Origin of the sequence: Pseudolysinimonas sp. (assembly GCF_049651805.1) — a bacterium.
Lineage (GTDB): Bacteria > Actinomycetota > Actinomycetes > Actinomycetales > Microbacteriaceae > Pseudolysinimonas_A.
Genome location: NZ_JBASCU010000024.1, coordinates 21,980 through 42,061 on the forward strand (window position 1 = coordinate 21,980; position 20,082 = coordinate 42,061).

The following is a 20,082-nucleotide window of genomic DNA, read 5'->3' on the forward strand; positions in this document are numbered from 1 at the left end:
ACGTCGGCCCGTCGGGTGCGCACAACCGAAACTGCCCACCGCTGGGAAGGACGCAAAAGATGAGAGTGCTCTCATCTGTCTACCCCCGAACGGGGGGCGCGGGTGAGACTCAGACCGAAGCATCCGGACATCCACAAGAGCCGTCCGGATATCCACGAAGGGGGAATCCATGAACAAGCGCCTCATCGCCGGTCTCACCGGACTGGTCGCGATCGCGAGCCTCGGGCTCGGCGTCGCACCCGCGAACGCGACGACGGGAGGGGAGCCCGACGGCGACCTGCACCCGGATGTCGGGCTCATCCTGTTCTACGCCGAAGACGGCCGCTACCGCTGTAGCGCGACACTGGTGTCGCCGACGGTCGTCGTCACCGCCGCCCACTGCACCGAGGGAACCCTCGGGTCGACCCTCGTCACCTTCGAATCGGTCATCGCCGAAGAGCCGCCGTCGGGGTTCCCCCTCGCCGCCGACCCGACGGTCGGCTATACCCCGGCTGAGCTCGCTGCGGCGGGCTACATCTCGGGCACCGCGTACACGCACCCGCAGTACTCGGGCTTCACCGACCTCGACAACTGGAACGACGTCGGCGTCATCGTGCTCGATGAGCCGGTGGCCTCCTTCGGTGACGGGTACGCCGACATCGCCGCCCTGGGCACCCTCGACGCCATCAAGAAGAGCGATATCTCGAAGACGCTGTTCACCGCCGTCGGCTACGGCACCGAGATGCGCAAGCCCGACTCGGGCCCGCAGAAGCCGCAGCCGATGACGTACCCGTTGTTGCGCCGCTACGTCGAGATGCCCGGCCAGAAGCTCACGCCGCAGATTCTGCAGACCAACGGCAACCCGAACGATCAGCACGGCACCGGTGGCACCTGCTTCGGCGACTCGGGCGGACCGGTGTACCTGAACGGTGAGATCGTCGCCGTGACGAGCTACGGCTACACCGCCAACTGCCGCTATCTCGGCGGCTACCAGCGGCTCGACATCCCCGTCGTCGCCGACTGGCTCGCAACCTTCGGGGTCTGACCCGAAGCGGTGGGACGGCCCGTCCTCGGCGCTCAGTGCCGGGGGCGGGCTTTACTCGTCGAGCGCGAGTTCCTTCGGCAGCTCGAGATCTTTGTCGGCGCGCTCCTCGACGTTGACGTCTTTGAAGGTGAGCACGCGCACGCTCTTCACGAAGCGGTCGGAGCGGTAGACATCCCACACCCACACGTCGTTCATCGTGAGCTCGAAGTAGAAGTCGTGCTCGGTGTCTTTGCGCTCGAGCGTCACCTCATTGGCGAGATAGAACCGTCGCTCGGTCTCCACGACGTAGCGGAACTGGCCGACGATGTCGCGGTACTCCTTGTAGAGCGCCAGCTCGACCTCGCGGTCGTAGTCTTCGAAGTCGTCCTCGTCCATTCCGACGAGTCTAGCTTCGCTGGGCCCGACCCTCGCGGCGCGCTTCGTCGGCCATGTTCGCACTACGTCGAGGGAACGGGAACCGTCCTGGACATCCGCCGCACCGACAGCACGACGTCGAGCACGAACAACAACCCGACGAGGACGAGGCATCCCTTCGTGACCGAGTCCGCGGCCGGCGACACGAAGATGGGTCCGGCGAGCAGCCACCACAGCAGGAGCGCGAGCCAGGCGACATTGGACGCGAGCGCCATCCTGCGGGTCACGGTGCTCCAGCGACCGGCGATCAGCACAGCGATCCCGATCGCGAGGATGACGAGCCACAACAGGATCACCCAGCCCGCCCTTACGGCGAGGAAGGTTCCATCGAAGGCGAACGCGTCCACAACGGGTTGGGGAAGACCGGGCGCCCATCGCGAAAGAGTCGGCAGCGCGAGCGCGATCGCCGCCCCGAGCACGCCGAGCGCAATGTAGAGCGCCACCACGGGCCGCTTGACCCGGTCGCGGTCGATGACCGCCGTCTTCGGCGGTCGAACCGCGTCGGTCTGCTTGCGGCGCGAGGCGATGAGCGCCGCGATCATGGTGATCGTCACGATGAAACCCGGCCACCAGAATGCGCCGAGACCCCAACTCAGCCACCAGCTGCCGAGACGGCTCAGCCAGTCTCCGCCGGGCGCCGAGGCATCCATTGGGGTTGCGAAGGTGGCGATCAGCGTCAGGATCCATTGCACCCCCACCCCGACGAGGGCGACCCAGGCGAACGTGGGAGCGTCGGCGGGACGGATGATCGTGAAGCCCGCCGGCCGGTACCGGTCAGCCACGTCGACTGGAGCGCCGAACCCCTTCAGCAGCTCGTCGGCCATCGCGGCGTCGGCCGGTCGGCCGGCATCGGATGCCCGTCCCTGCAGCTCCTCGCCCAGCAGCGAGCGCAGCTCGAACGCGACATCAGCCCGCTTGCCTCGCGGGAGGCGGCGGACCACGTCGTCGACGTACGTGTCGATGATGGCTTCGGGGTTCATGAGGTCGGTCCTTCCAACAGGTGATCCATGACCGTCGTGAGTGAGCCCCACGCGGCGGTGAGTTCGCGGAAGAGCTCGGTGCCACCGGCACTGAGCTCGTAATAGCGGCGCGGCGGTCCGCCGTCGGCCTGCCAGCGCGAGTCGAGCAGCCCCTGCGCCTCGAGCCGCCGGAGCAGTGGATACAACGTGCCCTCCTCGATCGGCATGCCGCGCTCGCCGAGCGCCTGCCGTAGCGAGTAGCCGTACTGCGGGGTGCGCAGCTGCGACAGCACGGCGAGCACGAGGACGCCCTTGCGGAGGTCGTGCTCGTGCTTCGCGGTGTCGGCCGGGGTTACCATGTCGTACACAGTACATAGTCTCGCACAGTAACGCAAGCAGAGCTGGCATCGTCCGGACTCGGGTGCGCAGCATTGACCCGTCCGGCCGCTTGCGCGACCGCATCGACCGTGGCCGCGAGACTGAACACGCTGCCCCTCACCGCGCAGTTCACGCCCGCGGGGAGGGTCGAGCAGCAGATGGCGGCTATGCGCCGAGGGCGTCGAGCGCGAACAGTCCGGGCTGCTTGAGCCAACTCCACCGGTGGAGGGGGCTTGCCCCGACCCGCTCGATGCCCGCGTAGTGCTCGGCGCTCGCGTAGCCCTTGTTCGACGTCCACACGTACCCGGGGTGCACGAGGTCGTTGTCGATCATCAGCCGATCGCGTTGCACCTTCGCCAGAACGGATGCCGCGGCGACAGCAGCGCAAGTGCGGTCGGCTTTCACCTTCATCGTCACCGGGATCGCCCCGCCGATCGCCGGCGACAGCCAGTCGTGCGAACCGTCGAGCAGGACCACGGCGCCGCTCAGGTCGACGCCCTGCTCGCGGATCGCGTCGATCGCACGGCGAGCGGCGAGTCCGAGCGCGGCGATGATGCCGATCTGCTCGATGCGTTCGTTCGACGCCATGCCGACGGCGGCGTACCGCGACCACCGGGCGACCTTCGGGTGCAGCTCCTCGCGCTTCGGCTCGGGCAACAGCTTGGAATCCTTGAGGCCTTCCGGCGCGGTGCGGGTGTCGACATCCACAATGCTCAGCCCCACCGCGACCGGGCCGGCGATCGCGCCGCGACCCACCTCATCCATGCCGATCACCAGCCGCGCGCCCTCCCGCAGCAGGATGCGCTCGTGCCTCAGCGTCGGAACGGTGGAGGTCATCCGCTGGGGCTGGGAGTCGATTCCGGGGTGGGTTGCGGCGTGCCGTTGCCTTCGTCGACCCCCGAGAAGACGATCGGGTAATTCTCGAGCCAGGTCCAGCGGTCGATCGGCCACGAGACGACGATGGCGCGACCCACGACGTGGTCGAACGGCACGAAGCCGTCAGTCGGTCCGTCTTGGTTGTACCGCGAGTCGGCGGAGTTATAGCGGTTGTCGCCCATCACCCAGAGCGAATCCTCGGGCACGGTGACTTCGAAGTCGTCACGCGACACCTTCGTGACACCGTCGGGCAGCAGCACATACGCGCCGACCTCGTCGAGCGGCACACCGTTGACCGACATCTGGCCGAACTCGTTGCAGCACTCGACCACGTCTCCGGGCAGGCCGATGACCCGCTTGATGAGGTGATCGTTGGAGTCCGGGGCGGTGAGCCCGATGATCGACAACAGCCAGTCGACCGCCGCCACCACCGGGTTCTGTTCGACCTCGGGCACCGGGGCGAGCCAGCCGCCCGGGTCACGGAACACGACGATGTCGCCGCGCTCGATCGGCATCACGTTGGGAACGAGCTCGTTCACGATGATGCGGTCGTTGATGAGAAGGGTGTCTTCCATCGACTGCGACGGGATGTAGAACGAGCGGATCAGGAACGTCTTGATCAGGAACGAGATGACGATCGCGGCGACCAGGATGAGGGCGACGTCGCGCAGGAACGCACGCCAGCCCGTGAGCTTCTTGCGCTTCGGGCGCGCCCGCGTCTGGTCGGTCGCACCGGCCGCGGAGTCGGCGTCGGAGGCCGAGTCGATCTGGTCGGGCACGGTGCCCTCGCGCGCCAGCGGCGCTTCCTGCTCTGTCATGTCACCCCTGGGTTCCGTGACAGCATATGTCGCCCGACGGTTCCTACAACGCGACGCGCTCGACGCTCAACAGTTCAGATCTGAACGCGCACGCGCGACTCAGGCGTCGCGCTTTTCCTTGATCTTCGCCTTCTTGCCGCGAAGGTTGCGCAGGTAGTAGAGCTTCGCGCGGCGCACGTCACCGCGGGTGACGATCTCGATGTGGTCGATGACCGGCGAGTGCACGGGGAACGTGCGCTCGACGCCGACCTGGAACGAGACCTTGCGCACCGTGAACGACTCACGCACGCCCTCGTTCTTGCGAGCGATCACGACGCCCTGGAACACCTGAATACGCGAGCGCGTGCCTTCGACGATGTTCACGTGCACCTTGACGGTGTCGCCGGGGCGGAAGTCGGGGATGTCCGACCGAAGAGAAGCGGAGTCGACGTCGTCGAGGATGTGCATGGGATTTCGCTCTCTGCGACCGCCTCAGATCGGGCGCGGTTCAATGTGGATTCTTCGAGATCGTGCCCTGACCCGGACCGGGTAGGCACTGACGGTTCCTCTGAGGCAGAACCGTGCCGGGCACAATCGACCATCTTGCCACAGCGCGACGGTTCGGGCCAACCGAACGGGTGTCGGCATCCAGCTAGGCTTCTGCGGTGATCGAACTGCGCACCCCCGCCGAAATCGACGAGATGCGGGCCGCCGGCTCGTTCGTCGCGAGCGTTCTCGAAGCGACGCGGGATGCGGCGGACGTCGGCGTGAACCTGCTCGAGCTGGATGCGCTCGCCCACGACATGATCCGTGCCCGGGGGGCGGAGAGCTGTTACATCGACTACCACCCGTCGTTCGGCGGCTCACCGTTCGGCAAGGTGATCTGCACGTCGGTGAATGACGGGGTACTGCACGGGCTGCCCCACGACTACATGCTGCGGGACGGCGACCTGCTGTCGCTCGACTTCGCCGCCAACGTCGAGGGATGGGTCGCCGATTCGGCGCTGTCGATCGTCGTCGGGACGCCCCGGGATGCCGACCTTGCGCTGATCGCGACGACGGAGAAAGCGCTCGCCGCCGGGATCGCCGCGACGGTCGTCGGCAACAAGATCGGCGACATCTCGGCGGCCATCGGCGACGTCGCCCACGCCGCGCGACTGAAGGTCAACCTCGACTTCGGCGGGCACGGCGTCGGTCGCATCATGCACGGCGACCCGCACATTCCCAACGATGGGCGGGCGGGTCGCGGGCTCGTGCTGCGGCCGGGGCTGGTGTTCGCGATCGAGCCGTGGTTCATGCACAGCACCGACAAGATCTACACCGACGCCGACGGCTGGACGCTGCGCAGCAAGGACGGCTCGCGCGGCGCCCACGCCGAACACACCGTCGCCGTCACCGAAGCCGGCCCGGTGGTGCTGACCGCTCGCTCGGCTTAGGCGGGCGGAGGCGGCGGCGGTGGGGCCGCCACTGCAGGTCTCGAGGTGTTGCGCGCTGCGGCGAGGATCGCGATCACGATCGCGAGGATGATGACGACCGGCCAGGTGATGATCGCCAGGCCGAGCGCATCGCCCGAATGCGACCAGAAGTGCAGCACCAGCAGCCACGCGACGAACGCGAACTCCACGCCGAGCAGCCACTTCTCGGTGAGCGACAGCCCCAGCTCGCGGTGCGCGCGCATGATGAGGGCATTCACCACGAGCGAGACCACGAGTCCGGGGAACACCGCGAACGCGTGAATCGCCCCGGCGAACGAGAACGCCAACTCCGCGGCGTCGAACACCACGACACCCAGAATGCCGACAAGGCTCAGGGCGGCGAGCACTCCGGCCACGGCGAACTGCGCCCACACCCATCCTCGATCACGCATCATCGGCATCCTCTCTCGGCAGCAGGTCGGGGCGCGTGCTACGGGTTCGTGCGAGTTGTTGCTCACGGCGCCAGGCGGCGATCGCGCCGTGGTTGCCGCCGAGCAGCACGGACGGGGTCTCGAGTCCGCGCCAGACGGCGGGCTTCGTGTAGCTCGGATACTCGAGCAACCCGTCTTCGTGGCTCTCCTCGACGAGGCTCTCGGGATTGCCGACGACGCCCGGAACGAGTCTCCCCGCCGCCTCGATCATCGCCATCGCCGCGACCTCGCCGCCGTTGAGCACGTAGTCGCCAAGGCTCAGTTCGAGCACCTCGGCACGGCTGCGGGTGTGGTCGATGACGCGCTGGTCGATGCCCTCGTAGCGGCCGCAGCAGAACACGAGGTGCTGCTTCTCGCTGAGGTCGCGGGCCGTGCCCTGCGTGAAGAGCGCCCCGGCCGGTGTCGGGAAGACGACCGTGCTCTCGGGCGTGAGGATGGCATCCAATGCTTCACCCCACGGTTCGGGTTTCATCACCATGCCCGCGCCGCCGCCGGCGGGGGTGTCGTCGACGGTGCGGTGGCGGTCGTGCGTGTACTCGCGCAGGTCGTGCACGCGGAAGTCGAGCACTCCCCCGCTGCGTGCGCGGCCGAGGAGGGAGACGTCGAGCACCGAGAAGAACTCGGGGAAGATCGTCACGACGTCGATGCGCACTGTTTCAGGCTATCGGCGCGGCGGCGCGTCCCTAACTCTCGGACATTCCCGAGAGTTAGGAACCCGGTGCCGGGTCTGTCGGCGCGGCGTCGTCGTCGGGAAGCTCTTCGAAGAGGCCGGGCGGCGGGGTGAGGGTGACAGTGCCGGCCGTGATGTCGACCGTCGGCACCATCGCCGACACGAAGGGCACCAGCACCTCGCCGGAGCCGGTGTCGATTGCCAACAGGTCCTGCGCGGGCAGGTGGTCGACACGGATGACGCGACCGACCTCGACGCCGTCGCGGAGCGCCCGCAGCCCGACGAGCTGGTGATCGTACCAAGCGTCGGATTCGGCGGGCAGCTCGGTGACGTCGTGGTCGACCCAGAGGATCGCGCGCACGAGCGTCTCGGCCGCTTCGCGAGTGTCGATGCCGGCGAAGAACCCGACGGCGTGGCTGTTGTACCAGCGCAGCTCCGAGAGTTCGATCGTCTTACCGTGCCACGGGGATGACGTGGGCACCTGCAGCGTGAACGTCGCGCCGGGCACGAAGCGGCGCTCCGGTTCGTCGGTGAAGAGTTCGAGCTTGAGGGCGCCCTTGAGTCCGTGCGCCTTCGTCAGGCGTCCGACGCGTAGCTGCGTCGTGCCCGGGGGCGGAGCCTTCGCGGCGCTCACGCCTCGTCGGTGTCGACGACGTCGACCCGGATGCGCTGACCGTCGGCGAGTGCCGTCACGAGCGTGCGCAGAGCCTTGGCGGTGCGCCCCGACCGGCCGATGACGCGGCCCAGGTCGTCGGGGTTGACCCGCACCTCGAGCAGCTCTCCGCGTGAGGAGGTCGACGACTCGACCCGAACGTCGTCGGGAAAGTCGACGATCCCCTTGACGAGATGCTCGAGGGCGGAAGCCAGCATGATTACTTGTCGTCGCCTTCGGCGGCAGCCTCGGCGGCAGGAGCCGCGTCGGCAGGCGCGGCGACAGCCTCGTCGACCGCTGCCTCGGCCTCGGTGACGGCGGGGGTCTCTTCGACCGGCGCCTCGACCTCGGCAGCAGGCGCCTCGGCAGCGGGAGCCTCAGCAGCGGGGGCCTCCTCGACGGGAGCCTCCGCCTTCGGGGCGGGCTTCTCAGCCTTCGGCTTCAGCACGGGCTTCTTCTTGTCGTCGATCGAGAAGACCGGCTTCGGCTCGGCGACGCGGATGGTGCTCTTCGCGTTCTTGTCGCCCTTGAACTTGCCCCAGTCGCCCGAGAGCTTCAGCAGCGCGGCGACCTGCTCGGTCGGCTGCGCGCCGACGCCGAGCCAGTACTGGGCACGCTCGGAGTTGATCTCGATGAACGAGGGCTCCTCGGTGGGGTGATACTTGCCGATCTCTTCGATCACGCGACCGTCGCGCTTGGTCTTCGAGTCGGCGACGACGATGCGGTAATACGGGGCGCGGATCTTGCCGAGCCGCTTGAGGCGGATCTTGACAGCCAAGAGTTTCTCCAGAGTGTGTGCGTGACGGACGAACTGCTCCCGTGCGCGTGGGGCACACTCGGCAGGAAAGTTCTAGATGGAGGTCATCGGCATCGGATAGAGGGTCGGATGCCGGGACCCAAACCACCATTCTGGCAGATTCTCGCCGCCGCGGCGACCATCCGGTTCAAGCCGCGACAGGCACCCGGGCCTTGCGGCGCGAGATCGCGACCCCGAGCAGGCCCACCACACCACCGGCGAGTGCGAGCGGATGCGGGATCTCCCCGAACGCGAGCAACCCCATGACCGTCGCGAGCGGCGGCGACAGGTAACTGGCGATCCCGAGCTGGCCCGCCGGCATCCGACCCAGCGCGTACGCCCACGTGGTGAAGGCGAGCGCGGTCGGCACGACGCCGAGATAGACCGTCCCCCACCAGGCGGATGCCGGGGCGACCGCCAGCTGCGCGACCAGGAGACCCGAAAACGGCAGGCACACGACGAACCCGATCGCGCAGGCGAGGAATGTGGCTTGGATCGCCGGGATGTGGCGCGTCACCGGCTTCTGGGCGATGACCCCGATCGCGTAGGTGACGGCGGCGATCAGCGCGAGCACCGCTCCGACGAGGTCCAGGGGACGCGCCCCGCCTTGCGCAAGCATCGTGCCGACCCCGATGAGGACGACTCCGGCGAACGCGACGGCGGCGCCGATCGACAACCACTTCGGGATGCCTTCGCCGAGGAAGAGGCCGGCGCCGAGCGCGATGAGGATCGGCCCGATGCCGACGATCATCGCGGCGGTGCCGGCATCCAACGTCTGTTCCGCGGTGTTCAGGGCGACGTTGTAGGCGCCGAACCAGGCGACACCGACGATCACCAGTTGGCCCCACTCGCGCTTTGTCGGCCACACCCAGCTTCGGGCGAGCAGGACGGCGGTGCCGAGGGCGAACGTGCCGATCGCGAGGCGGCCGAGGGCGAGCGGGCCACCGTCGAGATACGGCCCGACCCCGCGGATGACGACGAACGCGCTCGCCCAGGCGAGGAAGGTGAAGATGACCGCGCCGAGCAGCAGCCAGCGCGAGGACGTCACCCGCTCAAGGTATGGCGCACCACCGCCCCCCGCCCAGGGCCGAGGCGGTCAGCTCTCGACGGAATCCCGCCAGGCGAGCAGCGCGCGCACCGGGGCCAGGTCATCCCCGGCGTTGATCGCCGTCTCGAACAGGCGGACGCCGAGGGCGTGATATTTCTCGAGGGACGCGTGGTCGAGCGACCCCATTCCGCGCACCGTCGTGCCGGTGGAGAGTTCGACCTCGGAGCAGTCGCGCCCCGCCTCCTCACACCAGTGCCGCAACACGTCGAGCTTCCGCACGAGCGTGTCGGGGTCGGCGAACGAGTGCCAGATATCGGCGTGCTCGGCCACGATCTTGAGGGTCTTCTGCTCGCCACCGCCCCCGATGAGGATGGGGATGTCGCGCGTCGGCGCGGGGTTGAGTTTGGCCCAACGCTCCCGAATGCGCGGCAGGTCGGCCGCGAGCGCGTCGAGGCGGGAACCCGCCGTGCCGAACTCGTACCCGTACTCGGTGAAGTCGCGCTCGAACCAGCCCGACCCGGTTCCGAAGATGAAGCGGCCGCCCGAGATGTGGTCGAGCGTGCGGGCCATGTCGGCTTGCAGGTCGGGGTTGCGGTAGGCGCTGCAGTTCACGAGAGGGCCGAATTGAACGCGGGAGGTCTGCTCGGCGATCGCCCCGAGCATTGTCCACGCTTCGAAGTGCGACCCGTCGCGGTCGCCGGTCAACGGGAAGAAGTGATCCCAGTTGAAGATCACGTCGACCCCGAGGTCTTCGAGTTCGCGGATGGTGTCTCGGATGAGCGGGTAGGGGGCGTGCTGGTTGGAGACCTGTACGCCCACGCGGACGGGGTGACGCATCCCTGGTGCGATCATCCCGTCAGCCTAGAGGGGCGGACGGAACTTTCTGTCACTTCTTGTGGGGGCCGGTCAGCGACCGAGCATCTTCTGCAGGGCCGCGAGCTCTTCGGGCGTCGGAGGGGTCTTCGCAGCTCCGGCACCACCGAGACCGAAGCCGGTACCCCCGGACGCTGGCTTCACGCCCTGCGCGCGGGCGGCATCCTCGGCGGCGCGCTTCGCGGGGTTGCCGCTGCGCGAGCCCTTCTTCTGCGGCTTAGCCTTGCCCTTGCCGCCGTAGGACCCGCCGGGGATCGGGCCCATTCCGGGCACCTGCGGCACCCCGCCCTTGGCGACGGTCTTCATCATCTTCGCCGCCTGCTCGAAGCGGATGACGAGCTGGTTGACGTCGGTGACGGTCGTGCCGGAACCCTTCGCGATGCGCAACCGACGTGAGCCGTTGAGCAGCTTCGGGGTCGTGCGTTCGGCGAGGGTCATCGACTGGATGATCGCCTCGGTGCGCACGATCTCGCGCTCGTCGAAGTTGTCGAGGGCTTCGCGCATGCCGCGCGCGCCGGGCAGCATCCCGAGCATGCCCTTGAGCGAGCCCATGTTGCGCAGCTGTTGCATCTGCTTGAGGAAGTCGTCGAGGGTGAAGGTGTCGGTCGCGAACTTCTCGGCGACCTTCTTCGCCTCCTCCTCGTCGAAGGCGCCCTGAGCCTGCTCGATGAGGGTAAGGATGTCGCCGAGGTCGAGGATGCGGCTCGCCATGCGGTCGGGGTGGAAGGGCTCGAAGTCATCCAGCCCCTCGCCCGTGGAGGCGAACATGATCGGCCGCCCGGTGATCGACGCGACGGAGAGCGCCGCACCACCCCGAGCGTCGCCGTCGAGCTTGGTGAGCACGACGCCGGTGAAGTCGACACCCTCCTGGAAGGCGCGAGCTGTGGTCACCGCGTCCTGACCGATCATCGCGTCGATGACGAACAGCACCTCGTCGGGGTCGACGGCTTTGCGGATGTCGGACGCCTGCTTCATCAGCTCGGCGTCGATGCCGAGGCGTCCGGCGGTGTCGACGATGACCGTGTCGTACTGCTTGCGCTCAGCCTCCTTGACGCCGTCCTTCGCGACCTTCACGGGGTTGCCGACGCCGTTGCCCGGCTCGGGGGCGAACACCGGCACCCCGGCCTGCTCGCCGACGACCTGCAGCTGGGTGACGGCGTTCGGGCGCTGGAGGTCGCTCGCGACGAGGAGTGGCGTGTGCCCCTCCTTCTTGAGCCACTTCGCGAGTTTCCCCGCGAGCGTCGTCTTACCCGCACCCTGGAGCCCCGCGAGCATGATGACCGTCGGCGGCTTCTTCGCGAACTCCAACCGCCGCTGCTCACCACCGAGGATGCCGACCAGCTCCTCATTGACGATCTGCACGACCTGCTGCGCCGGGTTGAGCGCCTTGTTCACCTCGTCGCTGAGCGCCCGCTCGCGCACCTTGCCGGTGAAGTCCTTCACGACCTCCAACGCGACGTCGGCATCCAGCAACGCGCGACGGATCTCGCGCACCGTGCCGTCGACGTCCGCGGGCGTGAGCTTGCCCTTGGTGCGGAGGTTCTTGAACGTCGCGGTGAGGCGATCCGAGAGCGAAGAGAAGGTGGCCATGTCGCCAGACAGCTTAGGCGGGGGTGCTCAGCAGCGAGGCATGCCGCCCAGATCCCGACGATTCGTGCGAGTTGGCGGCTGAATGCCGCGGGAACCGCCAATTCGCACGAATCCTTGGGGGCTCGAGATCAGGCGCGGGGCCAGGATGCGGGGGGCACGCGGCTGAGGTGCACGTCGTTTCCGACGACCTGTTCGGCGCGGTGCTGCACGCCCGCGTCGACGCCGATCCCGGCCTCGGACCGCAGCTACGCGCGGCGATCGCCGCTTCGCTCGGCCGGGCGGAATATCCCCGCCGACTCGACTTCGGGGCGATCCCTGCGCAGAGCTAGCCTGGCCTCATGCCGCTCATCCTGCCCCTCGACGGACACACCCCCGAGATCGACCCCGACGCGTGGATCGCCCCGAACGCCTCGGTGATCGGAAACGTGCGCATCGCCGCCGACGCCAACGTGTGGTTCGGCGCGGTGCTGCGCGGCGACATCGATGAGATCGTGCTCGGCGAGCGCAGCAACCTGCAAGACAACGCGGTCATCCATACCGAGTCGGGCAACCCGACGATCGTTGGCGCCGATGTGAGCATCGGGCACGGCGCGATCGTGCACGGCTGCGTCGTCGAAGACGGCTGCCTGATCGGCATGAACGCGACGGTGCTCAACGGAGCGGTGATCGGTGCGAACTCGCTCGTCGCCGCCGGAGCGCTCGTGCTCGAAGGCACCGTCATTCCGCCTCGGTCGCTCGTCGCCGGTGTGCCCGCGAAGGTGCGTCGCGAGCTCACGGACGAGGAGGTCGCCGGGCTGCTCGGCAACTCGGCGCGGTATGTGCCGCGCTCGAAGTCGTACGCCGCAGGCGAAGCGGGTCATGCGGCCAAAGCGGCCGAATAGGGCTCAGGCGGTCGCGCCGATCCGCAGGATGATCACCGCGACGATCGGCGCGATCGACACCAGCAGCGCGACCAGCGCGATGCCACGGGCGAGACCGCGCGCGAGGCAAACGATGCTGATCACCAGCGCCGCGACCACCAGCACCGCGGCGGCGAGGAACGCGATGATGTACGGCGTCGCACCCGTCCCGCTCGCGTCGAGGGCAGCCGAGATGCCGTTGACGAAACTCCACGACATGACCGAGGCGCCGACCACCGCGAGCACGAGCGCGGTCGTGGCGGGAACGCGGGTGGGGCTCACATAAACGTCGGTGTCGCTCATGGCGTCACTTTAGGGGTAGCGGGTACTCCGGCGGGAGTACCCGCTGTGCGGCGAGAAGAGGACGCGACCCGGCGACCGGTCGCGCCAGACTGTCGGCATGAGCCCGCGTCGCATCCTCTCGGTGGTTCTCGTCGTCACGTCGCTCGCCGTGCTCACCGCGTGCGGTATCCCCAGCGACCGGCCCGACCCCGGGCCGCGTGCCGGCACCGAGAGTCGGGCGCTTGAGGTCGAGGGGGTCACCCGCACCTACCGCCTTTACATCCCCGCCGAACTCGCCGCCGACCCGGCCCTGGTCGTGATGATGCACGGCGGCGTCGGTTCTGGCCAACAGGCCGAGCGTGCGTACGGCTGGAACGACGAAGCCGATGCGGGCGGATTCCTGGTCGCCTACCCCGACGGTGAGAACCGCACCTGGAACGCCGGCGACTGTTGCGGTGGAGCCGTCCGCGACGGGGTCGACGATGTCGCGTTCATCACCTCCCTCGTCGAGGCGTTGCAGAACGAGTTCGGGGTGAGCGGCGACCGCACCTTCGCGACGGGCATGTCGAACGGCGCGATGATGTCCTACCGGATGGCCTGCGAGACCGACGTCTTCGCCGCGATCGCCCCGGTTGCCGGCACCATCGTGACCGCGTGCGATAACCCCGCCCCGACATCCGTTCTGCACATCCACGGACTCACCGACTCGCAGGTGCGCATGGACGGCGAGCCCGGCGACGGCATCGGGGACGTCGACGGGATGCCGGTCGCCGACGCTGTCGACGTGTTTCGATCCGCGGGCGCCTGCGACGCCGCGGTGATCACCGAGGAGCCGCCCGTCACGACGCGCGCGAGCGACTGCGCCGACGACCGTCGCGTGGTGCTCGTGACGGTGGCGGATGCCGGCCACCAGTGGCCGGGATCGGTACCCCGCGAAGGTGCGATGGATCAGCCGAGCGACGCCCTCGACGCGACCGCGGCCATCTGGGAGTTCTTCGACGCTGCCTAATGCCTCAGCCGACGAGTTGTTGCGCGAAGACGTGCGGGGTGAAACCGGTCAGGTCGCCGATGCCTTCACCCTGCCCGACGAGCTTGATCGGGATGCCCGTCTTCTCTTGAACGCTCAACACGAATCCGCCCTTTGCGGATCCGTCGAGTTTGGTCAGCACGAGCCCGGTCACCCCGGCGTGTTCGATGAACGCCTCCGCCTGCGCCAGGCCGTTCTGCCCGGTCGTGGCGTCGAGCACGAGCAACACTTCGGCGATGGGCTCGAGTTTCTCGATCACGCGGCGCACCTTGGAGAGTTCATCCATCAGGCCGCTCTTGGTCTGCAACCGGCCGGCGGTGTCGATGAGCACGATCTCGATGCCTTCAGCCCGCGCCTTCTCGACGGTCTGGAACGCGACGGATGCCGGATCCTGGCCCTGTTGTTGCGGCCGCACGATCGACGCTCCCCCGCGCTCGGCCCACGTGGCGAGTTGCTCGACGGCGGCGGCACGGAACGTGTCGGCCGCACCGACGACGACCGAGCGGCCGTAGTTGGTGAGGAACTTCGCGAACTTGCCGATCGTCGTCGTCTTGCCCACGCCGTTCACCCCGACGACGAGCACGACCGCGGGGCGATTCGAGAGCGTGAGGGTCGAGTCGAGGCGGGCGAGTCGTTCCTCGATCGTCTCGCGCAGCATCCGCTGAAGGTCCGCCGGATCGGTCGTGCGGTACTTCGCGACCTTGTCGCGCAGTTCCTCGACGATCGCGTCGGTCAGGTCGGATCCGAAGTCGGCCGAGATGAGCGCGTCTTCGAGGGCATCCCAGGTCGAGTCGTCGATCGTGGCGCGTGTGAACATGCCCCGCAGGGCCGAGCCGAGAGACCACGCAGCCGCCATGACACCATGGTCGCATGATCGTCGCGTTCATCCGGCACGGGCAGACCGAATGGAATCGCCGAGGTCTGCTTCAGGGCTCGAGTGACATCCCGCTCAACGAGACGGGTCGCGAGCAGGCGCACCATGCGTTCATGACCCTGCGGTCACGGCCGTGGGATGCCGTGGTCAGCTCGCCCCTGCAACGCGCGCGGGAGACGGCGCAGATCATCGCCGAAGGTCTCGACATTCCACTCGGCACGGCCTACCCGCAGCTCATCGAACGCGACTACGGACCGCTTGAGGGCACCTCGGCCGCGGCGGCGATCGAGCGCTGGCCCGACCGCGACTACCCCGGCGCCGAAGCCCTCGACGCCGTCGCCACCCGCGGCGAGGCGGCGCTCGCCGCGATCGCGCGCGACATCCCCGACGGCGCGGTTCTCGTCGTGTGCCACGGCACGATCATCCGCTACACCCTTGCGCGCCTCGCCGGCCGGCCAGTGCCGGGAATCGACAACGGCTCGATCTCTATGCTGCGCCTCGAGAACGAGAGCTGGCAGGTCGCGACCGTCAACGGCATCCCGCTCGACGAGATCCCGATCGAGCACGCCGCGCGGCAACCCTCCCGCGAAGGAGAGGATGCCGCCACAGCCCAGCGGCGCTAGGCACGATCCGGCGCGAAGGCAAGACCCTACCGAATCGGCTGTCGCTGGCGAATCGTGGAGCGGGTGACCCTCATCGGATACCACTGCTCCCACGAGAACGTCCCTCCCGACGAGCTGCTGCTCGCGGCCCAGGCCGCGGAACGGGTCGGGTTCGACGCGGCGATGTGTTCCGACCACTTCGCGCCCTGGGGAGCGCGGCAAGGCGAGTCGGGCTTCGCGTGGAGCTGGCTCGGCGCCGCCCTGGCGACGACCCGGTACACCTTCGGCGTGGTCACCGCACCAGGTCAGCGCTACCACCCCGCGATCGTCGCTCAGGGGATCGCGACGCTGGGGCTGATGTTCCCCGGGCGGTTCTGGGCGGCGCTCGGCAGCGGCGAGGCGATCAACGAACACATCACGGGCGACCCGTGGCCGCCCAAAGACGAGCGTGAGGAGCGTCTGCTGGACAGCGTCGACATCATCCGCGACCTGCTCGACGGCGAAGAAGTCACCTCCGACGGTCGTGTGCGGACGCACCGCGCGCAGGTGTGGAGTCGCCCCGACGTGCCTCCCCGGCTCGTCGGGGCCGCCGTCACGCCTGAGACAGCGGCGAGCGCCGCCGCCTGGGCCGACGGGCTCATCACGGTGGTCGGCGCGCGCGACCAGATGCAACGCGTCATCGGTGCCTACCGGGATGCCGGCGGCCAGGGACCCTGCGTCGTGCAGATCCACCTCTCGTGGGCACCCACCGACGACGAAGCCGTCGCGATCGCGTTGGAGCAGTGGCGCCACGGTCCCGCCGTGCAGCCACCCGAGACGTGGGACATCGCCGACCCGGCCGAGTTCGACCGGCGGGCGGCCGACGTCGATGAGGCAGCCATTCGGGATGCCCTGCTCGTCGACCACGAACCGACCCGTCTCGCCGACCGCATCGCCGGCATCGTCGACGCGGGCTTCGACGGCGCGTACCTGCACCATGTCGGCCGCGATCAGGCGCCGTTCCTGACGATGGCGGGCACCGACCTGCTTCCCGCCCTCCGGGAACGTCTGCCGGAGGTGGCGTCATGAGGATCACCGACACGAGCGACCTGTGGTGGAAGACCGCCGTCGTGTACTGCCTCGACGTCGAGACCTTCCTCGACGACAACGGCGACGGGGTGGGCGACTTCGCCGGGCTCGCCCGCCGCATCGACTACCTCGCCGACCTGGGCATCACGTGCCTGTGGCTCATGCCGTTCTACCCGTCGCCGGATCGCGACGACGGCTACGACGTCACCGACTTCTACGGTGTCGATCCGCGCCTGGGTACCCACGGCGACTTCGTCGAGGTCATGCGCACGGCACGCGACCGCGGCATCCGGGTCATCGTCGATCTCGTCGTCAATCACACGTCCGACCGCCACCCGTGGTTTCTCGAGGCACGCACGAGCGTCGACAACCCCTACCGCGACTACTACGTCTGGTCGAAGACGAAGCCGAAGAACGACGCGCCCACCGTCTTTCCCGGCGAGGAGTCGAGTATGTGGGAGCTCGACGAGAAGACGGGCGAGTACTTTCTACACTCGTTCTACCGGCACCAGCCCGACGTCAACATCGCCAACCCGAAGGTGCGCAACGAGATCGCGAAGGCCATCGGATTCTGGCTGCAGATGGGGGTATCCGGTTTCCGGGTGGATGCCGTTCCCTTCCTCATCGAGGCCCCGAAAGACACCGAGATCGGCGATCCGCACGAGTTTCTGCGCGACATCCGCCGGTTCCTGCAGCGCCGCTCGAGCGAAGCGGTGCTGCTCGGCGAGGTGAACCTGCCGTACCGCCAGCAGTTCGACTACTTCGGCGGTGCCGCCGGGTCGGAACTCACGATGCAGTTCGACTTCATCGGGATGCAGTCGCTCTACCTGTCTCTCGCCCGACGCGACCCTACCGCGCTCATTCGGGCGCTACGGCAACGGCCCGAGATCGCCCCGGAGTCGCAGTGGGCCAACTTCGTGCGCAACCATGACGAGCTCACCCTCGACAAACTCACCGAGAAGCAGCGCAACGAGGTGTTCGAGGCGTTCGCGCCCGACGAGTCACAGCGCATCTACGGCCGCGGCATCACCCGGCGGGTGCCCCCGATGCTCGAGGGCGACCCCCGACGCATCCGCATGGTGTACAGCCTGTTGTTCTCGCTGCCCGGCACCCCGGTGCTGTTCTACGGCGAAGAGATCGGGATGGGCGAGAACGCCGACATCCCGGGACGTAGTTCCGTGCGCACCCCGATGCAGTGGGATGCCACGCCGACCGGCGGCTTCTCGTCGGCCCGGTCGTCGCGACTCGTCGCGCAGCCCCCGGGCGACGGGTACGCGCCCGAGCACGTCAACGTCGTCGCCCAGCGCGACGATCCCGACTCGCTGCTTCAGCACGTGCAACGGCTCATCGCGCGCTACCGGGCGTCGGCCGAGATCGGCTGGGGCGAGTTCGAGGTGCTCGAACACGACCAGAAGGCCGTGCTGGCCCACTCAATGCGCAGCGACCTCGGTCGATTCGTGGCACTGCACAACTTCGCCGAGCGCCCGATGAACGTGCAGTTGCGGCTCGATGACGAAGCCGAGGACGCGAACCTCGTCGACCTGCTCGGCCCCGAGCGGATGCCGCTGGACGGCGGGCACGTCTCGGTCGAACTCGGGGCCTACGGCTACCGCTGGTTCCGGGTCAGCCGCCCGGGCGACGGCCGACTCGGCTGAGCGCAGCGGCTCAGTCGATCGTGATCGCGTCGGGCTGGTCGCCGAGCTCCCTCTCCGGCGGCAACGGCTTCTTCTTGAGCATCCGCGCGTTCACGGCCCACACGACGACCGCGACGACGGCGTAGGCGCCGAAGATCCAGATCCAGCGCAGAAAGTCGGGAATCTCGCCCCACGCTTTCGGGATCGTCGCAAGCGCGAGCATGAACGCGGCGAGACCGACGACGTACGAGGCGCCCCACACCGCCTTCTTCCAGCCGAACAGTTTCGCTCCCTCGAGATTGCCGAGTGGCAGCAACGAGAGCGGCAGGGTCGACACGCCCTTCACAGTGACCCCGGCGAGGAACTCGACCAGGAACACGAAGGCGAAGTTGTCGATCTGCGCCGGGGCGAGCAGCGAGTAGCCGACCCAGGCGAGGAGCGCGAGCGCGAGCCCGAACGCCGAGCCGACGATCGTGACGACGGCGCTCTTCGCCGCCTGCAAAGTGGCGGCGTAGGCGATGCCGGCGACGAGGCCGAAGATCACGCCCGGCTCCAGGCCCAGCAACCGGGCGATGAGCACCGCCACGATGACGAGCAGCAGCGAACCCCAGCGGAACCGCAGGTACGGGTCGGACTCCGGCTGAAGCCGCACGGCGACCCGGCGCACAATCGTCCACGCCGCGAAGTTGAACAGCAGGAACGACAGGAAGAGCGTCACCACGAGCCGCAGCGACATGAGGTTGAACCCGAAATCGGGGTCGACGAAGGCACCGAGGATCGCGGCGAGCGCGAACCCGGGCCACATGAGCCAACCGGGCAGGCCGGAACGTTTGATCGTCCCGTCGGTCGGCGGCGCGGCATCCGCCTTCTTCCGCTGGAACCGGGATGTCACCCACTGCACCATCGACTGGTATCGCGACCCGACGACCGAGTTGAGCAGCGTCGACGGCCACCCCACGACGAGCATGAGCATGAGCGACCCGGTGCCGATGATCGCCCACTGCACGCCGGTCGGAGTCGCCTCCTGGATGGTGCGCAGTCCGCTCAGCGTGCTCGGATCGTCGAGTCCGGTGCCGTCGACGAAGGGCACCGTCACGATGACGTTCGCGACGAGCTGCGGGCGCCCGACGATCCCCGTCTCGCTCTGATACACGACACCGTCGGTCCAGGTGATCGAGTAGATGTTCGTGCCCGGCGTTCCAGGAGCGGGAACATCCTGCGGGTGACTGAACCGCGCGGTCACGTAGACGGGCTCCGGATCGAGGGCGGCGAGCTCGTCGGCGCCGATGTTCGCGTCTTGGGTGCCCCCGTCGGCATCCCACACGATGTTGATGTCGTCCTCGCCCATGAAGCCGCTCTGCTCGAACGACCGGAAGAAGGCCACCATCTCGTCGAAGTCCATGTCGACGTAGTAGAGGATGAAGTTCAGGGCGCTGGCGTAACGACCGTCGGGCAGAAGGCTTTCATCGAGGTCGCGATTCTCGGCCTTGAGGGCGCAATCCCACCCACTTGACCGCATCGGTGGCGGCAGCCAGTCGCGATCGACTTCGAAGTACTCGTAGCCCGCGCCGACGTACCGGTTGTCGGCGCAGTCGGCCTCGTCCGCGTGGGCGGTGACCGACGGCATCCCGAGTATCGACAGTGCCACGAGCAAGACGGCGGCCACCCAGCGCTTCACAGCGCCACGGTAGTGGTTTCGGTCAGCTCGCGCGA

At 68.2% G+C, this 20,082-nt stretch carries 25 protein-coding genes; 8 read left to right on the top strand and 17 right to left on the bottom strand.

What is annotated here, in order from left to right:
* The first annotated feature begins 169 nt into the window (after nt 1-169).
* A complete protein-coding gene (locus tag WBL06_RS06015; protein WP_424455068.1) occupies nt 170-1,024 on the top strand; it encodes a trypsin-like serine protease in 855 nt (284 codons plus the stop codon).
* Between the two features lie 51 nt (nt 1,025-1,075).
* On the opposite strand, the gene WBL06_RS06020 is transcribed toward WBL06_RS06015, so the two are convergent.
* The 6 genes from WBL06_RS06020 to rplS form a co-directional block, all read right to left on the bottom strand.
* Nucleotides 1,076-1,399: a DUF2469 family protein gene (locus WBL06_RS06020; protein ID WP_424455069.1), complete on the bottom strand. Its 324-nt coding sequence runs from the start codon at nt 1,397-1,399 to the stop codon at nt 1,076-1,078.
* 62 nt (nt 1,400-1,461) lie between these two features.
* On the bottom strand, nt 1,462-2,418 hold the full coding sequence (locus WBL06_RS06025; protein WP_424455070.1) for a hypothetical protein: 957 nt from the start codon (nt 2,416-2,418) through the stop codon (nt 1,462-1,464).
* Nucleotides 2,415-2,756, bottom strand: a complete 342-nt coding sequence (locus WBL06_RS06030) for a PadR family transcriptional regulator (RefSeq protein WP_424455071.1) — start codon at nt 2,754-2,756, stop codon at nt 2,415-2,417. The genes WBL06_RS06025 and WBL06_RS06030 overlap by 4 nt, the downstream gene beginning before the upstream one ends.
* A gap of 184 nt (nt 2,757-2,940) precedes the next feature.
* Nucleotides 2,941-3,612, bottom strand: a complete 672-nt coding sequence (locus WBL06_RS06035) for a ribonuclease HII (protein WP_424455072.1) — start codon at nt 3,610-3,612, stop codon at nt 2,941-2,943.
* Nucleotides 3,609-4,469: a signal peptidase I gene (gene lepB, locus WBL06_RS06040; protein ID WP_424455073.1), complete on the bottom strand. Its 861-nt coding sequence runs from the start codon at nt 4,467-4,469 to the stop codon at nt 3,609-3,611. The genes WBL06_RS06035 and lepB overlap by 4 nt, the downstream gene beginning before the upstream one ends.
* Nucleotides 4,470-4,568: 99 nt before the next feature.
* On the bottom strand, nt 4,569-4,916 hold the full coding sequence (rplS, locus tag WBL06_RS06045) for a 50S ribosomal protein L19 (RefSeq protein ID WP_424455074.1): 348 nt from the start codon (nt 4,914-4,916) through the stop codon (nt 4,569-4,571).
* A 197-nt stretch (nt 4,917-5,113) separates the two neighbouring features.
* Here rplS and map point away from each other — a divergent pair, with 197 nt between their 5' ends.
* Nucleotides 5,114-5,884: a type I methionyl aminopeptidase gene (gene map, locus WBL06_RS06050; protein ID WP_424455075.1), complete on the top strand. Its 771-nt coding sequence runs from the start codon at nt 5,114-5,116 to the stop codon at nt 5,882-5,884.
* On the opposite strand, the gene WBL06_RS06055 is transcribed toward map, so the two are convergent.
* The 8 genes from WBL06_RS06055 to ffh form a co-directional block, all read right to left on the bottom strand.
* Nucleotides 5,881-6,318 (bottom strand): hypothetical protein, encoded by a 438-nt coding sequence (locus tag WBL06_RS06055; RefSeq protein ID WP_424455076.1) that lies wholly within the window; start codon nt 6,316-6,318, stop codon nt 5,881-5,883. The genes map and WBL06_RS06055 overlap by 4 nt on opposite strands.
* Nucleotides 6,308-7,006: a tRNA (guanosine(37)-N1)-methyltransferase TrmD gene (gene trmD, locus WBL06_RS06060; RefSeq protein ID WP_424455077.1), complete on the bottom strand. Its 699-nt coding sequence runs from the start codon at nt 7,004-7,006 to the stop codon at nt 6,308-6,310. The genes WBL06_RS06055 and trmD overlap by 11 nt, the downstream gene beginning before the upstream one ends.
* A 55-nt stretch (nt 7,007-7,061) precedes the next feature.
* Entirely contained in the window at nt 7,062-7,658 is a 597-nt protein-coding gene (gene rimM, locus WBL06_RS06065) for a ribosome maturation factor RimM (RefSeq protein ID WP_424455078.1), read from the bottom strand.
* Nucleotides 7,655-7,894 (bottom strand): RNA-binding protein, encoded by a 240-nt coding sequence (locus WBL06_RS06070; protein WP_424455079.1) that lies wholly within the window; start codon nt 7,892-7,894, stop codon nt 7,655-7,657. The genes rimM and WBL06_RS06070 overlap by 4 nt, the downstream gene beginning before the upstream one ends.
* A gap of 2 nt (nt 7,895-7,896) precedes the next feature.
* Nucleotides 7,897-8,454, bottom strand: a complete 558-nt coding sequence (rpsP, locus tag WBL06_RS06075) for a 30S ribosomal protein S16 (protein ID WP_424455080.1) — start codon at nt 8,452-8,454, stop codon at nt 7,897-7,899.
* A gap of 166 nt (nt 8,455-8,620) precedes the next feature.
* Entirely contained in the window at nt 8,621-9,520 is a 900-nt protein-coding gene (locus WBL06_RS06080; RefSeq protein WP_424455081.1) for a DMT family transporter, read from the bottom strand.
* Nucleotides 9,521-9,568: 48 nt separating this feature from the next.
* Nucleotides 9,569-10,372, bottom strand: coding sequence for an LLM class F420-dependent oxidoreductase (locus WBL06_RS06085; RefSeq protein ID WP_424455082.1), 804 nt, complete (start codon nt 10,370-10,372; stop codon nt 9,569-9,571).
* Between the two features lie 54 nt (nt 10,373-10,426).
* Nucleotides 10,427-11,983 (bottom strand): signal recognition particle protein, encoded by a 1,557-nt coding sequence (gene ffh / locus WBL06_RS06090; RefSeq protein WP_424455083.1) that lies wholly within the window; start codon nt 11,981-11,983, stop codon nt 10,427-10,429.
* Nucleotides 11,984-12,150: 167 nt separating this feature from the next.
* Between ffh and WBL06_RS06095 the strand changes: the two genes are divergently transcribed.
* Both WBL06_RS06095 and WBL06_RS06100 read left to right on the top strand, forming a co-directional pair.
* Nucleotides 12,151-12,312, top strand: a complete 162-nt coding sequence (locus WBL06_RS06095; protein ID WP_424455084.1) for a hypothetical protein — start codon at nt 12,151-12,153, stop codon at nt 12,310-12,312.
* 9 nt (nt 12,313-12,321) lie between these two features.
* Nucleotides 12,322-12,864, top strand: a complete 543-nt coding sequence (locus WBL06_RS06100; protein ID WP_424455085.1) for a gamma carbonic anhydrase family protein — start codon at nt 12,322-12,324, stop codon at nt 12,862-12,864.
* A 3-nt stretch (nt 12,865-12,867) separates the two neighbouring features.
* On the opposite strand, the gene WBL06_RS06105 is transcribed toward WBL06_RS06100, so the two are convergent.
* On the bottom strand, nt 12,868-13,185 hold the full coding sequence (locus WBL06_RS06105; RefSeq protein ID WP_424455086.1) for a hypothetical protein: 318 nt from the start codon (nt 13,183-13,185) through the stop codon (nt 12,868-12,870).
* Nucleotides 13,186-13,282: 97 nt separating this feature from the next.
* On the opposite strand from WBL06_RS06105, the gene WBL06_RS06110 reads away from it, so the two are divergent.
* Nucleotides 13,283-14,173, top strand: a complete 891-nt coding sequence (locus tag WBL06_RS06110) for an alpha/beta hydrolase family esterase (RefSeq protein ID WP_424455087.1) — start codon at nt 13,283-13,285, stop codon at nt 14,171-14,173.
* Between the two features lie 4 nt (nt 14,174-14,177).
* Here WBL06_RS06110 and ftsY read toward each other — a convergent pair whose 3' ends face one another.
* Entirely contained in the window at nt 14,178-15,047 is an 870-nt protein-coding gene (gene ftsY / locus WBL06_RS06115; protein ID WP_424455088.1) for a signal recognition particle-docking protein FtsY, read from the bottom strand.
* 14 nt (nt 15,048-15,061) lie between these two features.
* On the opposite strand from ftsY, the gene WBL06_RS06120 reads away from it, so the two are divergent.
* The 3 genes from WBL06_RS06120 (at nt 15,062) to WBL06_RS06130 (ending at nt 18,390) form a co-directional block, all read left to right on the top strand.
* The gene (locus WBL06_RS06120; RefSeq protein ID WP_424455089.1) at nt 15,062-15,688 is read left to right on the top strand and encodes a histidine phosphatase family protein; all 627 of its coding nucleotides are present in this window, start codon (nt 15,062-15,064) and stop codon (nt 15,686-15,688) included.
* Between the two features lie 63 nt (nt 15,689-15,751).
* On the top strand, nt 15,752-16,735 hold the full coding sequence (locus tag WBL06_RS06125) for a TIGR03885 family FMN-dependent LLM class oxidoreductase (protein WP_424455090.1): 984 nt from the start codon (nt 15,752-15,754) through the stop codon (nt 16,733-16,735).
* On the top strand, nt 16,732-18,390 hold the full coding sequence (locus tag WBL06_RS06130; RefSeq protein WP_424455091.1) for an alpha-amylase family protein: 1,659 nt from the start codon (nt 16,732-16,734) through the stop codon (nt 18,388-18,390). Before WBL06_RS06125 ends, WBL06_RS06130 begins: the two co-directional genes overlap by 4 nt.
* Before the next feature lie 10 nt (nt 18,391-18,400).
* Here WBL06_RS06130 and WBL06_RS06135 read toward each other — a convergent pair whose 3' ends face one another.
* Nucleotides 18,401-20,047, bottom strand: a complete 1,647-nt coding sequence (locus WBL06_RS06135) for a hypothetical protein (RefSeq protein ID WP_424455092.1) — start codon at nt 20,045-20,047, stop codon at nt 18,401-18,403.
* Between the last annotated feature and the right edge of the window lie 35 nt (nt 20,048-20,082).

Bases quoted from the DNA above. Each gene is read 5' to 3' on its own strand.
- WBL06_RS06015 (WP_424455068.1), top strand. From the start codon at position 170: ATGAACAAGCGCCTCATCGCCGGTCTCACCGGACTGGTCGCGATCGCG.
- WBL06_RS06020 (WP_424455069.1), bottom strand. From the start codon at position 1,399: ATGGACGAGGACGACTTCGAAGACTACGACCGCGAGGTCGAGCTGGCG.
- WBL06_RS06025 (WP_424455070.1), bottom strand. From the start codon at position 2,418: ATGAACCCCGAAGCCATCATCGACACGTACGTCGACGACGTGGTCCGC.
- WBL06_RS06030 (WP_424455071.1), bottom strand. From the start codon at position 2,756: ATGGTAACCCCGGCCGACACCGCGAAGCACGAGCACGACCTCCGCAAG.
- WBL06_RS06035 (WP_424455072.1), bottom strand. From the start codon at position 3,612: ATGACCTCCACCGTTCCGACGCTGAGGCACGAGCGCATCCTGCTGCGG.
- lepB (WP_424455073.1), bottom strand. From the start codon at position 4,469: ATGACAGAGCAGGAAGCGCCGCTGGCGCGCGAGGGCACCGTGCCCGAC.
- rplS (WP_424455074.1), bottom strand. From the start codon at position 4,916: ATGCACATCCTCGACGACGTCGACTCCGCTTCTCTTCGGTCGGACATC.
- WBL06_RS06055 (WP_424455076.1), bottom strand. From the start codon at position 6,318: ATGATGCGTGATCGAGGATGGGTGTGGGCGCAGTTCGCCGTGGCCGGA.
- WBL06_RS06070 (WP_424455079.1), bottom strand. From the start codon at position 7,894: ATGCTGGCTTCCGCCCTCGAGCATCTCGTCAAGGGGATCGTCGACTTT.
- WBL06_RS06085 (WP_424455082.1), bottom strand. From the start codon at position 10,372: ATGATCGCACCAGGGATGCGTCACCCCGTCCGCGTGGGCGTACAGGTC.
- ffh (WP_424455083.1), bottom strand. From the start codon at position 11,983: ATGGCCACCTTCTCTTCGCTCTCGGATCGCCTCACCGCGACGTTCAAG.
- WBL06_RS06100 (WP_424455085.1), top strand. From the start codon at position 12,322: ATGCCGCTCATCCTGCCCCTCGACGGACACACCCCCGAGATCGACCCC.
- WBL06_RS06105 (WP_424455086.1), bottom strand. From the start codon at position 13,185: ATGAGCGACACCGACGTTTATGTGAGCCCCACCCGCGTTCCCGCCACG.
- WBL06_RS06110 (WP_424455087.1), top strand. From the start codon at position 13,283: ATGAGCCCGCGTCGCATCCTCTCGGTGGTTCTCGTCGTCACGTCGCTC.
- ftsY (WP_424455088.1), bottom strand. From the start codon at position 15,047: ATGGCGGCTGCGTGGTCTCTCGGCTCGGCCCTGCGGGGCATGTTCACA.
- WBL06_RS06120 (WP_424455089.1), top strand. From the start codon at position 15,062: ATGATCGTCGCGTTCATCCGGCACGGGCAGACCGAATGGAATCGCCGA.
- WBL06_RS06130 (WP_424455091.1), top strand. From the start codon at position 16,732: ATGAGGATCACCGACACGAGCGACCTGTGGTGGAAGACCGCCGTCGTG.